Source organism: Curtobacterium oceanosedimentum (genome assembly GCF_020297365.1).
Lineage (GTDB): Bacteria > Actinomycetota > Actinomycetes > Actinomycetales > Microbacteriaceae > Curtobacterium.
Genome location: NZ_JAIXIG010000008.1, coordinates 1 through 15409, shown reverse-complemented (window position 1 = coordinate 15409; position 15409 = coordinate 1). Strand labels below are relative to the sequence as shown.

General features: G+C 70.1%; 12 protein-coding genes and 1 pseudogene. 7 read left to right on the top strand and 6 right to left on the bottom strand.

Annotated features, from left to right (window positions below; all coding sequences use genetic code 11):
* Positions 1 to 19: 19 nt before the first annotated feature.
* The 3 genes from LEL83_RS05085 to tkt all read right to left on the bottom strand — a co-directional run bounded on the left by LEL83_RS05085 (position 20) and on the right by tkt (position 4964).
* Positions 20 to 1618, bottom strand: coding sequence for a phosphoglucose isomerase-related protein (locus tag LEL83_RS05085; protein WP_225557999.1), 1599 nt, complete (start codon positions 1616 to 1618; stop codon positions 20 to 22).
* The gene (gene tal, locus LEL83_RS05080) at positions 1618 to 2730 is read right to left on the bottom strand and encodes a transaldolase (protein ID WP_225557998.1); all 1113 of its coding nucleotides are present in this window, start codon (positions 2728 to 2730) and stop codon (positions 1618 to 1620) included. The genes LEL83_RS05085 and tal overlap by 1 nt, the downstream gene beginning before the upstream one ends.
* Before the next feature lie 140 nt (positions 2731 to 2870).
* Positions 2871 to 4964: a transketolase gene (tkt, locus tag LEL83_RS05075; protein ID WP_198655929.1), complete on the bottom strand. Its 2094-nt coding sequence runs from the start codon at positions 4962 to 4964 to the stop codon at positions 2871 to 2873.
* 424 nt (positions 4965 to 5388) lie between these two features.
* On the opposite strand from tkt, the gene LEL83_RS05070 reads away from it, so the two are divergent.
* The gene (locus LEL83_RS05070; RefSeq protein WP_225557997.1) at positions 5389 to 6315 is read left to right on the top strand and encodes a heme o synthase; all 927 of its coding nucleotides are present in this window, start codon (positions 5389 to 5391) and stop codon (positions 6313 to 6315) included.
* A gap of 562 nt (positions 6316 to 6877) precedes the next feature.
* Here the strand turns inward: LEL83_RS05070 and LEL83_RS05065 are convergent.
* Positions 6878 to 7864 carry a COX15/CtaA family protein gene (locus tag LEL83_RS05065; protein ID WP_225557996.1) on the bottom strand — a complete coding sequence of 329 codons (987 nt, stop codon included), beginning with the start codon at positions 7862 to 7864 and terminating at the stop codon, positions 6878 to 6880.
* A gap of 251 nt (positions 7865 to 8115) precedes the next feature.
* Between LEL83_RS05065 and sufB the strand changes: the two genes are divergently transcribed.
* From sufB to LEL83_RS05040, 5 genes are all read left to right on the top strand, one after another.
* Entirely contained in the window at positions 8116 to 9534 is a 1419-nt protein-coding gene (gene sufB, locus LEL83_RS05060; RefSeq protein ID WP_198655927.1) for a Fe-S cluster assembly protein SufB, read from the top strand.
* Positions 9535 to 10821, top strand: coding sequence for a Fe-S cluster assembly protein SufD (sufD, locus tag LEL83_RS05055; RefSeq protein ID WP_225557995.1), 1287 nt, complete (start codon positions 9535 to 9537; stop codon positions 10819 to 10821).
* A complete protein-coding gene (locus LEL83_RS05050; protein WP_372454437.1) occupies positions 10821 to 11147 on the top strand; it encodes a non-heme iron oxygenase ferredoxin subunit in 327 nt (108 codons plus the stop codon). Before sufD ends, LEL83_RS05050 begins: the two co-directional genes overlap by 1 nt.
* Positions 11148 to 11225: 78 nt before the next feature.
* Complete coding sequence (gene sufC, locus LEL83_RS05045) at positions 11226 to 11999, top strand: Fe-S cluster assembly ATPase SufC (protein ID WP_225557994.1); 774 nt, start codon at positions 11226 to 11228, stop codon at positions 11997 to 11999.
* A complete protein-coding gene (locus LEL83_RS05040) occupies positions 11999 to 12328 on the top strand; it encodes a metal-sulfur cluster assembly factor (protein WP_198655925.1) in 330 nt (109 codons plus the stop codon). The genes sufC and LEL83_RS05040 overlap by 1 nt, the downstream gene beginning before the upstream one ends.
* Before the next feature lie 310 nt (positions 12329 to 12638).
* On the opposite strand, the gene LEL83_RS05035 is transcribed toward LEL83_RS05040, so the two are convergent.
* Positions 12639 to 13238: a biotin transporter BioY gene (locus LEL83_RS05035; RefSeq protein ID WP_198655924.1), complete on the bottom strand. Its 600-nt coding sequence runs from the start codon at positions 13236 to 13238 to the stop codon at positions 12639 to 12641.
* A 116-nt stretch (positions 13239 to 13354) separates the two neighbouring features.
* Here LEL83_RS05035 and LEL83_RS05030 point away from each other — a divergent pair, with 116 nt between their 5' ends.
* Positions 13355 to 14953, top strand: coding sequence for an ABC-F family ATP-binding cassette domain-containing protein (locus LEL83_RS05030; protein ID WP_198655923.1), 1599 nt, complete (start codon positions 13355 to 13357; stop codon positions 14951 to 14953).
* 221 nt (positions 14954 to 15174) lie between these two features.
* On the opposite strand, the pseudogene LEL83_RS05025 reads toward LEL83_RS05030, so the two are convergent.
* A pseudogene (locus LEL83_RS05025) lies at positions 15175 to 15409 on the bottom strand (SURF1 family cytochrome oxidase biogenesis protein); the annotation flags it as partial.

Here is a 15409-nt window from a genome sequence, read left to right as displayed (position 1 = left end):
TCGGTGAACTCCTTACGGGTCAGTGGGAGACGGCGGACGCGATCGCCGCTGTGGCGGCACCGACGTCCGACGTCGTGAGGGTGAGGACCGGCCGGCCGTGCTCGGCGAGGACACTCGCGTCGCCGGCGGCCTGGGCCCGGAGCAGCTGCCCGAACGTGAACGGTCGACCCGGGATGGCCAGGTCCTCCGCTTCGTCGGCCACGATCTGGAGGAACACTCCCGTGGCGGGGCCGCCCTTGTGGTACTGGCCGGTCGAGTGCAGGAAGCGCGGGCCGTACCCGAAGGTGACGGGGCGCGCCGTGCGCTCCGCGATCGCGTCGCGCAGCGACTCGAGGTCGCCGTTCGCGGTGCGGTCGACGTACGCCTGCACCGACACGTAGCCGGTGGGGTCGAGTGCGGACAGGAGGCCCGACACGGCTTCTGCGAGCGTCGTCCCGACCGCGAGTCCGGGCGTCGCACGGACGGCGACGCCGTCCTCGGTGAACGCCGGCTCCGCCGGCTCGGGGCGGTCGTCGAGCAGCGCGCGGCTCGCGACCTTGGCGGCCTCGACGTCCGGCTGGTCGAACGGGTTGATGCCGAGCAGTCGGCCGGCGATCGCGACCGCGTACTCCCAGACCAGGATCTGGCCACCGAGCGTGCCGGTGATCTCGACCTCGCCCTCGGCGACGTGGCGCTCGTCCTCGCGCGAGCCGACCAGGCGGATGACCTGGACGTCCGGCAGGCCGGCGGTGACCTCGGGGGAGTCGGGGTGCAGCACGACGGGCAGCAGTCCGCGGCCGTCCTTGCCGGTCGACTCGGCGATCAGCTGCTCGACCCAGTCGCCGAACCCGACGATGTGGGTGCCGTCGGGCACGATGGCGATCTTGTCGCGCAGGGGCGCGGTGCCGGCGAGGACCGCGCCGAGCACGAGCCCGGGGTTCTCGTCGAGGTCGACGGAGAGCAGCGCCGAGATGGCGTCGGCTTCGTCGAGGAGCGCCGCGATGTCCGCTCCGGCGAGGCCGGACGGCACGAGACCGAACGCCGTGAGTGCCGAGTAGCGGCCGCCGACGGTGGGGTCGGCGGTGAAGACGCGGTAGCCGGCGTCGACCGCGGTGGCCTCGAGCGCGGAACCCGGGTCAGTGACGACCACGATGCGACGGGCCGGGTCGATGCCGGCGTCGCGGAACGCCTGCTCGTAGACGCGACGCTGCGAGTCGGTCTCGAGCGTGGAGCCGGACTTCGACGACACCACGAGCACGGTGCGCTCGAGGTCGGTCGAGACGGCGGCGCGCACCTGGGCGGGATCCGTCGAGTCGAGGACCGTCAGGGGCACGCCGGCGGTGCGGGCGATGACCTCGGGCGCCAGGGACGAGCCGCCCATGCCGGCGAGGACGACGTGGTCGACCCCGTCGGCATGCAGCGACTCGCGCAGCGCGGTCACCTCGGCGACGAGCGGGCGGGAGACCGAGACGGCCTCCACCCAGCCGAGGCGCTTCGACGCCTCGGCCTCGGCGTCGGATCCCCACAGGTCGGCGTCCTGGGCGGTGATGCCCGAGGCCACCAGGTCAGCGACGAGCCGCGGGACCACCTGGTCGATGGCCCGCGCGGCGTCGCCGCTGGCTGCGATGGAAACCGTCACTACTTGGCGCCCTCGAGCGCGGTCTTCACGGTGTCGACGAGCTCGCCCCAGGAGACGTTGAACTTGTCCACGCCCTCCTTCTCGAGCAGCGCCACGACCTCGTCGTAGTCCACGCCCTGCGCGGCGATCTGGTCGAGGACCTGCTGCGCGTCGTCGAACGAGCCCGCGATCGCGTCGCCGTGGATCTCGCCGTGGTCGAAGGTCGCGTCGAGCGTCTTACCCGGCATGGTGTTGACGGTGTTCGGCGCCGCGAGCTCGGTCACGTAGAGCGTGTCGGGGAGCGACGGGTCCTTCACACCGGTGGAGGCCCACAGCGGGCGCTGCGTGTTCGCACCGGACTCGAGCAGGCCGAGGGCGCGCTCGGAGGCGAACGCCTCGGTCCAGACCTGGTAGGCGAGCTGCGCGTTGGCGATGCCGGCCTTCGACTTGAGGGCCGTGGCCTCGTCGGTACCGACGGCGTCGAGGCGCTTGTCGATCTCGGAGTCGACGCGCGACACGAAGAACGAGGCGACCGAGTGGATCTTCGACAGGTCGTGGCCGGCGGCCTTGGCCTTCTCGAGCCCGCCGAGGTAGGCGTCGATGACGGCGCGGTAGCGCTCGAGCGAGAAGATGAGGGTGACGTTGACGGAGATGCCGGCACCGATGACCTCGGTGATGGCCTCGAGGCCCTCGAGCGTCGCCGGGATCTTGATGAGGACGTTCTCGCGACCGACCTTCTCGAACAGGAACTTCGCCTGCTCGATGGTCTTGGCGGTCTCGTGCGCCAGGCCCGGCTCGACCTCGATCGACACGCGGCCGTCGAAGCCCTTGGTCTCGTCGTAGATCGGCTTGAACACGTCGGACGCGTTCGCGACGTCCTGCGTGGTGATCTCGAAGATCGCCGAGGTGACGTCGGTGCCGGCGGCGGCCAGCTCCTTGACCTGCGAGTCGTAGCGCTCGCCCTTGGCCAGGGCCGAGGCGAAGATGGTGGGGTTCGTCGTCACACCGACGACGTTCTTCTGCTCGATGAGCTCGGTGAGCTTGCCGGTCTCGAGGAGCTCACGGGAGAGGTCGTCGAGCCAGATGCTCACGCCGACCGCGGAGAGGGCGGCGGTGGGGGTGGTGTCAGCCATGTGTTTCTCTTCTTCTTTCGTCGACCGGCCCGGACGGGCCGTGGTGTCGGGGTCTTGGGACGGGAGGCCCGGGGCGGAACCGCGCCGGGCCTCCCGGACGAAGGGCCGGATCCGGTGAACCGGACCCGGCCCTCGAGGGATCAGGAAGCCGCGATCGATTCCTTCGCGGCGGCCACGACGTGCTCCGTCGTGAAGCCGAACTCCTTGAAGAGCGTCTGGTAGTCGGCCGAGGCACCGAAGTGCTCGATCGAGACGCTGCGGCCCTTGTCGCCGACGATGTCGCGCCAGCTCATGGCGATGCCGGCCTCGACCGAGACGCGTGCGGTGACGGCCTTCGGCAGGACCTGCTCGCGGTAGGACTCGGGCTGCTCGAAGAACCACTCGAGCGACGGGGCGCTCACGACGCGGGCGTTGACGCCCTCGCCCTTGAGCTGCTCGCGCGCCTCGACGGCGATCTGGACCTCGGAACCGGTCGCGATGAGGATCACGTCCGGGGTGCCGTTCGGCGCCTCGGCCAGGACGTACGCGCCCTTGCCGACGTTCTTCGCCGAGGCGAAGACCTCGCCGGAGGCGTCGCCGTCACCACGCTCGAACACGGGCAGGTTCTGGCGGCTCAGCGCGATGCCGGCCGGGCGGTCGGTGTGCTTGAGCATCTCGAACCAGGCGTACGCGACCTCGTTGGCGTCGGCGGGGCGGACCACGTCGAGACCGGGGATCGCGCGGAGCGACGAGATCTGCTCGATCGGCTGGTGCGTCGGGCCGTCCTCGCCGAGGGCGACCGAGTCGTGCGTCCAGACGTAGATCGCCGGCGCCTGCATGAGCGCGGCGAGACGGACGGCCGGGCGCATGTAGTCGCTGAAGATGAGGAACGTGCCACCGAAGGGGCGGGTGTTCCCGTGCAGGACGATGCCCGACAGGATCGAGCCCATCGCGTGCTCGCGGATGCCGAAGTGCAGCACGCGGCCGTACGGGTCGGTGCTCCAGGTCTTCGTCGAGGCCTCGGCCGGACCGAAGGACTTGGCGTCCTCGATCGTGGTGAGGTTCGACTCGGCGAGGTCCGCCGAACCGCCCCAGAACTCGGGCATGAGCGGCGCGATGGCGTTGATGACCTTGCCGGAGGCGGCGCGGGTCGACACGGCCTTGTCGGTCGGGAAGACGGGGAGCGCCTCCTCGAGGCCCTCGGGGAGCTCGCCCGCGTTGATGCGGTCGAGCATCGCCTTCTTCTCCGGGTTGGCCGAGGCCCACGCGTCGAAGCTCTTCTGCCACTCGGCGTGCTGCTCCTGGCCCTTGGCGATCGCGCCGCGGGTGTACTCGAGCACCTCGGGGTCGACGTCGAAGGTCTTCTCGGGGTCGAAGCCGAGGACCTCCTTGAGGCCCTTCAGCTCGTCGGCGCCGAGCGCGGAGCCGTGGATCTTGCCGGAGTTCTGCTTGGTCGGCGACGGCCAGCCGATGATCGTCTTGAGGACGATGAGCGACGGCTTGTCGGAGACGGCCTTGGCGGCCTCGACGGCGGCGAAGAGCGCCTCGGCGTCCTCGGAGTACTCGCCGGTCTGCTTCCAGTCGACGGTCTGGACGTGCCAGCCGAGCGCCTCGTAGCGGTCCGGGACGCTCTCCGAGAAGGAGATGTCGGTGTCGTCCTCGATCGAGATCTGGTTCGAGTCGTAGAAGACGACCAGGCGACCGAGCTGCTGGCGGCCGGCGAGGCTGGCGGCCTCGTTCGTGACGCCCTCCTGCATGTCGCCGTCACCGGCGATCACGTAGGTGTAGTGGTCGAACGGCGACTCGCCGTCGGCGGTCTCCGGGTCGAACAGGCCGCGCTCGAAGCGCTGCGCGTAGCCGAAGCCCACGGCGGAGGCGAGGCCCTGGCCGAGCGGGCCGGTGGTGATCTCGACGCCGTCGGTGTGGCCGTACTCCGGGTGACCCGGGGTCTTCGAGCCCCACTTGCGCAGGTGCTGCAGGTCCTCGAGCTCGAGACCGTAGCCGTGCAGGTAGAACTGCACGTACTGGAGGATCGAGGCGTGACCGGCGGAGAGGATGAAGCGGTCGCGGCCGATCCAGGTGGAGTCGCTCGGGTCGCGCCGCATCACCTTCTGGAAGAGCAGGTGTGCGAGCGGAGCGAGGCTCATCGCGGTGCCGGGGTGACCGTTGCCGGCGGCCTCGACCGAGTCGGCGGCGAGAACGCGGGCCGTGTCGACGGCCTTCCGGTCGATGGCGTCCCAGGTGAATTCAGCCACTTGGATGTTGACCCTTCTTGATGCGACATGTGCGAGGGCTCGTGCCATCGCACGGACATGTGGCCATCCCGGGGCCGAGTCGTGTCGCCGTCGAGCGGCGGCCGACCGGCTCATCGCGGCCGACGTCATCGGGGCGCGCACTGCGGGAGGGCCTCTCCAGCATAGTGACCCGGCACTCAGAAGGGGTTCAGGTGACCCCCGATGTGCGCGTCCGGACCGAGCTGGGACAGCGGCTCGGGCGTGTCGGCGTCGTCCGGATCCGGTCCGGACGGCGAAGCGGGGCACCATCGCGGCGCTTCCATCCCGTAAACTGCTCGGGACCCGTGGTCATTCCGGGTCAGCGCATGCCCGGACGCCGCCGCAGTCGTCCACCGAGTGTGCGAGCTGATGCGAACAGACTGAGGTTCTCTTGCCGACTGCCACCGTGACCCGGCCCGACACCGACCGACCCCGGTCGCGGCTGTCCCGCAAGGTCCGTGCGTACGTCTCGTTGACGAAGCCGCGCGTGATGGAGCTGCTGCTCGTCACCACGGCGCCGACGATGTTCCTGGCCGAGCGCGGCGTGCCCGACCTGTGGCTGGTCTTCTGGACGATGCTCGGCGGCGCGATGTCGGCGGGGTCGGCGTCGGCCTTCAACTGCTACATCGACCGCGACATCGACCGGCTCATGAAGCGCACGAGCACGCGCCCGCTCGTCACGGGGGAGCTCTCCGACCGCGAGGCCCTGGTGTTCTCGTGGGTGCTCGGCATCCTGTCGACCGCGGTGCTCGGCTTCCTGGTCAACTGGCTCGCCGCCGCGCTGAGCGTCGTCGCGATCCTGATCTACGTGTTCGTCTACACGCTGTGGCTCAAGCGCCGCACGCCGCAGAACATCGTCTGGGGCGGCTCGGCCGGCTGCATGCCGGTGCTCATCGGCTGGGCGGGCGTGACCGGTTCGCTGACCTGGACCCCGATCATCCTGTTCATGGTCATCTTCCTGTGGACGCCGCCGCACTACTGGCCGCTGTCGATGAAGTACCGCGACGACTACGACGCCGCCGACGTGCCGATGCTCGCGGTCGTGCGCGGCCGCACGGTCGTCGGCCTGCAGGTCGTGCTGTACGCCTGGGCGACCCTGGTCTGCTCGCTGCTGCTCATCCCGGTGGCGGACATGGGCCCGCTCTACACCGTGGTCGCGCTGGCCGGCGGCATCTGGTTCGTCGTCGAGTCGCACCGCCTGTACTCGCGGGCGATCCAGCACGTCGAGCACGTGCAGCCGATGCGGGTCTTCCACAGCTCGATCACGTACCTGACGCTGCTGTTCATCGCGGTGGGCATCGACCCGCTGCTGCCGCAGGTCTTCAGCTTCTAGGGGCGCGGGCGCGGGCCGGTGGCTCGACGCCGGCGTCGTGCTGAGACGCCGGCACCGTGCTGACACGCCGGCGTCGTCCCGACGCGCCGCCCTGCCGCCGAGACGCCGCCGTTTCCGGCGGCGTCTCGCACGTTCGGCGGCGCCCGCCGGGACGCCGGCGTCCACCGCCGCACACCCACGGCGCCGAGCCATGACGCCGGCGTCCGGGCCGCACACCCGGCACCCACCCGCCGTGACGCCGGCGTCTCGCGCTGTGCACGCGTCGGCCTGGAGGCGCGGTGCGGGCCCGCCACGGGCCTCCAGGCCGGCGCCGCGACCGTCGGCCGCGGGGCGGACGCAGTGCGACGACGCCGATGTCGTGCGACGACGACAGTGTCGTCCGAGCGCGGCACCGGACCCGCGCACACGGGACCGCGACAGAACCGATGTCGTGCGACGACGACACTGTCGTCCCACGTCGGCACCCACCCGCCCGGCGCCGTCCGGATGCACGACACCCCACGAGACGATCGACTCGTGGGGTGTCGGAGAACGGGTGTCGAGCGCGCGACGCGCCCGGGCGTCAGGCGGCGACGGACTCCCGGACGGACTCCCGGACAGCCGAGCGGCCGGCCGAACCACGCGTCGAGAGTGCCACGACCGTGACGGCGCCGACGAGCAGCCCGGCGAGCACCATGTGCGTCCCGACGAGCCCGACGGGCAGCCCGGTCCGCGCCTGGGTCAGGCCGACCGCGATCTGCAGGAACTCGACGACGAGCAGCAGCAGCGGCCACCTGCTCGGGCGACCGAGCCGCACGGCACCGACCACGAGCACGAGGGTCAGTGCGAAGAGGGCGTAGGCGGGCCAGGCGTGCAGGTGCTCCATCACCGCGGGGTCGAACCCGGTGCGGTGCAGTCGACCACCGTCGACGGCGGCGTCCGCACCGGCGTGCGGTCCGCTGCCGGTGGTGAGGATGCCGACGAGGACGGTGACGACGACGGCGGCGATCGTGCCGCGCAGGACGCCGGTGTACCAACCGGGCACCAGGCGCTCGTCGGTGCGCGGACCGTTCGAGGTGCGGTAGACCAGGGCGGCGGTGACCGAGGTGAGCGCCGCCGAGACGACGAAGTGCAGACCGACCACGAACGGGTTCAGGTTCGTCCAGACGCTCATGCCGCCGATGACGGCCTGCACCGGGATCGCGACGCCCTGGGCGAACGCCAGCCAGAAGAGTTCGGGACGCGTCCGGAGCATCCGCACCACCGACAGGAACATCGCGACGGCCACGATCACGAGCACGAACGTCAGCAGTCGGTTGCCGAACTCGATGACCCCGTGGACGCCCATCTCGGGCGTCGAGACCAGCGAGTCGGCCGTGCACTTGGGCCAGGTCGGGCACCCGAGGCCCGACGCGGTGAGGCGCACGAGGCCGCCGGTGCCGATGAGCACGACCTCGACGACCAACGACGCCCAGGCCAGCGCGACCACCCGGCGGTCGACGACGCGGGGGAGCGACCACCACCGTCCGGTCCGGACGTCCTGCTCGACGGGGGATCCGACGCGTGTCACGAGGGTGGTGCCTTCCTGTTGTTCCGTGCAGTGAACCTGTAGGATTCGAGGGTTCAGCAGCAGTCAAGTCTAGGCAGGCGCCGGCTCCGAATGGGCCGTGATCGCCGATCACTCCACGGACTGCGTGGAACCATTGTCGTTGCGAGGGAGCAGCACCGTGTCCGCCTGTCGGCGGTCTGCGGTGGAATGGCGTCCAGACGCCACGGGTTCACACCTGAGAACGCTGTCCGCGAGAAGGAAACGAGGAGACCATGTCCGACGTGCTCATCGACCGTCCAGAGCTCGAAGGGCTCGGCCAATACGAGTTCGGCTGGTCCGACTCCGACTCGGCCGGGGCCTCCGCCCGTCGTGGGATCTCGGAAGAGGTCGTCACCGACATCTCCGCCCTCAAGGACGAGCCCGAGTGGATGCGGAAGAACCGCCTCAAGGGGCTGCAGCTCTTCGGCCGCAAGCCGATGCCGACGTGGGGTGCCGACCTGACGGGCATCGACTTCGACAACATCAAGTACTTCGTGCGCTCCACCGAGAAGCAGGCGCAGTCGTGGGAGGACCTCCCCGAGGACATCCGCGAGACGTACGAGAAGCTCGGCATCCCGGAGGCCGAGCGCCAGCGCCTGGTCGCAGGCGTCGCCGCCCAGTACGAGTCCGAGGTCGTCTACCACCAGATCCGCGAGGACCTGGAGGAGCAGGGCGTCATCTTCATGGACACCGACACGGCGCTGCGCGAGCACCCGGAGCTGTTCGAGGAGTACTTCGGCACCGTGATCCCGGCCGGCGACAACAAGTTCGCCGCGCTGAACACGGCCGTCTGGTCCGGTGGGTCCTTCGTCTACGTGCCGAAGGGCGTGCACGTCGAGATCCCGCTGCAGGCCTACTTCCGGATCAACACCGAGAACATGGGCCAGTTCGAGCGGACGCTGATCATCGCGGACGAGGACTCGTACGTCCACTACATCGAGGGCTGCACCGCCCCGATCTACAAGTCGGACTCGCTGCACTCGGCCGTCGTCGAGATCATCGTGAAGAAGAACGCCCGCGTGCGCTACACGACGATCCAGAACTGGTCGAACAACGTCTACAACCTGGTGACCAAGCGTGCGATCGCGCACGAGGGCGCCACGATGGAGTGGATCGACGGCAACATCGGCTCCAAGGTGACGATGAAGTACCCGTCGATCTACCTCGCCGGTGAGCACGCCAAGGGCGAGACCCTGTCCGTCGCCTTCGCCGGCCCCGGCCAGCACCAGGACGCCGGCGCGAAGATGGTCCACATGGCGCCGTACACGACGTCGTCGATCGTCTCGAAGTCGATCGCACGCGGTGGCGGTCGTGCGGGCTACCGCGGTGAGGTCCGGGTCGACCCGGCCGCGCACCACGCCGCCAACACGGTCCGGTGCGACGCGCTGCTCGTCGACACGATCAGCCGCAGCGACACCTACCCGGCGATCGACATCCGCGTCGACGACGTCCAGCTCGGGCACGAGGCAACCGTCTCCCGCGTCAGCGAGGAGCAGCTGTTCTACCTGATGTCCCGCGGGATGGCGGAGGACGAGGCGATGGCGATGATCGTCCGCGGGTTCATCGAGCCGATCGCCCGTGAGCTCCCGATGGAGTACGCACTCGAACTCAACAAGCTCATCGAGATGAGCATGGAAGGATCCGTCGGCTAGATGTCCAGCACCACCCCTCCCCACATCGACCAGCCGATCGAGCCCGCTGCCTCCGCACAGGGTGGCACCCAGCACGGCGCCGGAGCCCACTCCGACGGCGGCTGGGACGCCCCTGACTCCAAGGTCCCGGTCCAGACCCGCTCCGAGCGGTTCCAGTCCGGCGACGTCGACGCGTTCCCGACGGTCACCGGCCGAGAGGTCAACTGGAAGTTCGCGCCCCTGACGAAGCTCCAGCCGCTGCTGGACGGCGGGCTCGACGGATCCGCCTACCCGTACCTCGCGCGTCAGTCCGAGGGCGCCGACGTCGAGTGGGGTCGCAGCGACGACCCGCGCGTCGGTACGGCTGGCCTGCCCGAGGACCGCGCTGCGGCCGCGGCCTGGACCTCCCGCGACGCGGTGCTCGCCGTGACGATCACCGCGACCGAGGCGAACGAGTTCATCACGCTGACCCGTTCGGACTTCGGTCCCCAGCCCCGTGCGGCGCACACGGTCATCACGGCCGAGGCGCACGCGCAGGGCGTCGTCGTGCTCGACAACCGCGGCAGTGCGCTGCTGAGCGAGAACGTCGAGATCGTCGTCCACGAGGGCGCGCGCCTCACGGTCGTCAGCCTGCAGGACTGGGACGACGACGCCGTGCACGTCTCCACGCACTTCGCCGAGGTCGGCCGTGACGCCTTCCTCAAGCACGTCGTTGTCTCGCTCGGCGGCGACGTCGTCCGGGTGAACCCCTCGACGCACCTGGGTGCGCAGGGCGCCGACACCGAGATGTACGGCGTGTACTTCGCCGACGCCGGTCAGTACATCGAGCAGCAGGTGTACGTGAACCACGACGCACCGAACACCCGTGGCCGCGTCAACTACAAGGGCGCGCTGCAGGGCGAGGGCGCGCACACGGTGTGGATCGGCGACGTGCTGATCGGCCGGGCCGGCGACGGCACGGACTCGTACGAGCAGAACCGCAACCTCGTGCTGACGGACGGCACCCGTGCCGACAGCATCCCGAACCTCGAGATCGAGACGGGCAACATCGAGGGCGCCGGGCACGCGAGTGCGACCGGACGCTTCGACGACGAGCAGCTGTTCTACCTGCAGGCCCGTGGCATCCCGGAAGAAGAGGCCCGGCGTCTGGTCGTGCTCGGCTTCCTGGTCGAGATCATCCAGAAGATCGGTGCACCGGAGCTCGAGGAACGCCTCATCGCGGCCGTCGAGCAGGAACTCGCCGAGGGCCGCACGGCCGTCGCAGCACCGGCACCGGCCACGGCCGCTCCGACGGGGGCCGACGCCTGATGGCCGAGAAGGTCTGCGCCGAAGCCGACATCGCGGTGGACAGCCCGATGCGGGTGGTCGTCGGCGGCACCGCCGTCGCGATCGTCAAGGACTCGGCGGGCACCGTCCACGCCATCGGCGACACGTGCACCCACGGCGACATCTCGCTCGCCGAGGGCTTCGTCGAGGGTGACGCGCTCGAGTGCTGGGCCCACGGGTCGCGCTTCTCGCTGACCACCGGCAAGCCGCAGAACTTCCCGGCCTACGAGCCCGTCCCGGTGTTCCGGGTCGAGGTCCGTGACGGCGACGTCTACGTCGACGTGCAGGACGTCGTCCCGGTCGACTGACCGGACGGCGGCCGGCATCGGTCGTCCCCACACTTCCCGCGGCTGACGCCGCACCACAGCTGCAACCGAAGGAACGCAATGTCCACTCTGGAAATCCGTGATCTCAAGGTCTCGATCGACACCGATCAGGGCACCAAGGAGATCCTGAAGGGTGTCGACCTCACCATCAACGAGGGCGAGATCCACGCGATCATGGGGCCGAACGGCTCCGGCAAGTCGACCCTGGCGTACACGATCGCCGGGCACCCGCGGTACAACGTGGTCGGCGGCTCGATCACCCTCGACGGCGAGGACGTCCTGGCGATGAGCGTCGACGAGCGCGCCCGTGCCGGCATGTTCCTCGCGATGCAGTACCCGGTCGAGATCCCCGGCGTCACGGTCTCGAACTTCCTGCGCACCGCCAAGACCGCGATCGACGGCGAGGCCCCGGCCCTGCGCGGGTGGATCAAGGAGCTCCGCCAGTCGATGACGGACCTGAAGATGGACGCGTCGTTCGCCGAGCGCAACGTCAACGAGGGCTTCTCCGGTGGCGAGAAGAAGCGCCACGAGATCATGCAGCTCGAGCTCCTCAAGCCGAAGTTCGCCGTGCTCGACGAGACCGACTCCGGCCTCGACGTCGACGCGCTGAAGATCGTGTCCGAGGGCGTCAACCGCGCGAAGGCCGCCACCGGCCTCGGCGTGCTGCTCATCACGCACTACACGCGCATCCTCCGCTACATCAAGCCCGACTTCGTGCACGTGTTCGTCGCGGGCAAGGTCGCCGAGCAGGGTGGCCCGGAGCTCGCCGATCGCCTGGAGAACGAGGGCTACGACCGCTACGTGCAGGCCGCAGCCGCCGAGGCGCAGGCCTGATGATCGCGGCACTCGCACCCGAGAAGTTCGACGAGGTCGTCGAGGGCCTCAAGGAGGTCCAGGACCCGGAGCTCGGCGTCAACATCGTCGACCTCGGCCTGATCTACGACCTCGCCTGGGACGACGAGGCGAACGCCCTGGTCATCAGCATGACGCTGACCAGCGCCGGCTGCCCGCTGACCGACGTCATCGAGGGCGACACCGCCAACGCCCTCGACGGCATCGTGGACGCCTTCCGCATCAACTGGGTCTGGATGCCGCCGTGGGGTCCGGAGCGGATCACCGACGACGGGCGCGAGATGATGCGCGCCCTCGGGTTCGCGATCTAGTCGCGACCCCTTGACGGACGGGAGGCGCGGTGCCAGCTGGCACGGCGCCTCCCGTCCGTCTGTGCGCACGCCACGCGCGGGGCGCGCCGCCGAGCGGTCGTGACCACCCGCTCACGTTCGCCGAGTGGTCGCGCCCTGTCGGCTGCCGGCGCGCCAGGCGACCGGACGTGACCACCGGGGGTCCGGGTAACGGGGAGTCGTGACCGTCCGACGGGCCGCACACGCGGCGTGTCTCCTTCGGCGCACCGCACCGCACCGGACGCAGAACGGCCCCGCACCGATCGGTGCGGGGCCGTCATCGTGCGAGGCGTCAGCGGCGGCCGAGGGCCTTCCACGCGAGGGGCAGGACGCCCGCCGCGATGAGGGCCTTGGCGACGCCGCCGACGATGAACGGGTACAGGCCGGCTGCGAGGACGGACTGCAGGTCGTTCGGCGCGCCGAGCTGGCCGAGCGCGAGGGCCAGGTAGGGCAGACCCGTGACGAACGGGATCGCGCTCGCGAGGAGCATCGCCACGGCCGCGCGACCGACGTGGCGGTCCCAGTTGCGGCGCGCGAGCCAGCCGACGAGGCCGGCGGCCGGGATGAACCCGAGGACGTAGCCGAAGCTCGGCGACGCCAGGGCGGCGAACCCGCCCGAGAAGCCGGCGAAGAACGGAGCGCCGGCGAGTCCGGCGACCGCGTAGACGAGCAGGGAGAGCATGCCGCGACGCGCGCCGAGGGTCGCACCGACGAGCACCACGGCCAGGGTCTGCCCCGTGACCGGGACCGGCCACATCGGCACCTCGAGCTGCGCCATCGCGGCGGTGAACAGGGCTCCACCCGCGACCAGGGCGGCGTCGGTGGCCAGCCCGTGCGTCCGCAGACGGTCGGCGAGGACTGCGCGGGGAGCGAACCCGGTGGCGTTCGTCATGGATTCTCCTAGAATGGACTGCTGGTCCCGTTCTGGAACCATCGGTCCCGTCAGCGTAGCGGTGCACCTCACGCACACGTCGTTGTGCAAACCCACCAACTGATTGGACGTCCACTGTGCTTGCCGTGCACGAACTCGAGATCCGCGTCGGAGCTCGTCTCCTCATGGAGGGTGTGTCCTTCCGTGTCGAGAAGGGCGACAAGATCGGACTCGTCGGCCGCAACGGCGCGGGGAAGACGACGATGACCAAGGCCCTGGCGGGGGAGACCCAGCCGACGGGCGGCACCATCGACCGCGGCGGCGAGATCGGGTACCTGCCGCAGGACCCGCGCTCGGGCGACCCGGAGGAGACCGCGCGCAAGCGCATCCTCGACGCCCGCGGGCTCGGTGAGCTCGTGGAGGGCATCCGGCTGGCGACGCTCGACATGGCGAGCGACGACCCCGCCGTCGCCGAGAAGGCGATGCGTCGGTACAGCCGGCTCGACGACCAGTTCAACGCGCTCGGTGGCTACGCGGCCGAGGCCGAGGCCGCGTCGATCGCCTCGAACCTCAAGCTGCCGGACCGCATCCTCGACCAGCAGCTCAAGACGCTCTCGGGTGGTCAGCGCCGCCGCATCGAGCTCGCCCGGATCCTGTTCTCGGACGCCGAGACGATGATCCTCGACGAGCCGACCAACCACCTGGACGCCGACTCGGTCGTGTGGCTCCGTGAGCACCTGAAGACCTACGCCGGCGGCGTCATCATCATCTCCCACGACGTGGAGCTGGTCGACGAGGTCGTCAACCGCGTCTTCTACCTCGACGCCAATCGCCAGTCGATCGACGTCTACAACATGGGGTGGAAGCTCTACCAGCGGCAGCGCGCCGCCGACGAGGAGCGCCGCCGCAAGGAGCGCGCGAACGCCGAGAAGAAGGCCGCGACGCTCAAGGACCAGGCCGCACGCTTCGGTGCGAAGGCGTCGAAGGCCGCCGCGGCGCACCAGATGGTCGCGCGCGCCGACAAGCTGCTCGCCGGCCTCGAGGACGAGCGCGTCGCCGACCGCGTCGCCAAGCTCCGGTTCCCGACCCCGGTGCCGTGCGGGCGCACCCCGCTGATGGCCGAGGGCCTGTCGAAGTCCTACGGGTCGCTCGAGATCTTCGCCGGGGTCGACCTGGCGATCGACCGCGGCTCGCGCGTGGTCATCCTCGGCTTCAACGGTGCCGGCAAGACGACGCTGCTGCGGATCCTCGCGGGCACCGACCAGCCCGACACCGGCGAGATCCTGCCCGGCCACGGTCTGCGCATCGGGTACTACGCGCAGGAGCACGAGAACATCGACGTCAACCGCACCGTCATCGAGAACATGGTGTCGGCGTCGTCGGAGCTCAACGAGACCGAGGCCCGTCGTGTCCTCGGGTCCTTCCTGTTCACCGGTGACGACGGCTACAAGAAGGCCGGCGTGCTCTCCGGCGGTGAGAAGACCCGACTGTCGCTCGCGATGATCGTGGTCTCGGGTGCGAACGTGCTGCTGCTCGACGAGCCGACGAACAACCTGGACCCGGCATCGCGCGAGGAGATCCTCGGCGCGCTGGCCGGCTTCGAGGGCGCCGTCGTCCTGGTGTCGCACGATGCCGGTGCGGTCGAGGCGCTCAACCCGGAGCGCGTGCTGCTGCTGCCGGACGGCACCGAGGACCACTGGAACAAGGACTACGCGGAGCTCATCGAGCTCGCCTAGGCGGGGCGGCGCCGGGGCGGCACGCCTCCCGACGTGACCCACTGATGGACGGGAGGCCCGTGGCGGCGCCGCCACGGGCCTCCTCTCCGTCGCGTGGTCGCGTGCCGGCACGCGGAGACGACGGCGTCATGCGGGGACGCCGCGCTGTCGTCGAGACGCCGCCGGATCCGGAGGCGTCATACGGAGACGACGGCGTCTTCCTGCCCCGGAGCACGGCCGTGTCAGCGGCGGGACGCGATGAGTTCGTCCTCGATCTCGTCGTCGGTCTTCGGCTTGGCGTCCTTGCGGCGCTGCCGCTCCTGGGCGCGTTCGCGTTCGTCGGGGTCGTCCTGGTTGAGGTTCCGGTACTCCTGCACCATCACGTACGCCAGGAACCCGAAGCCACCGGCGGCGAACAGGAACCACTGGATGAAGTAGCTGAAGTGCAGCCCGGTGTCGGCGTTCGGGCGTTCCCAG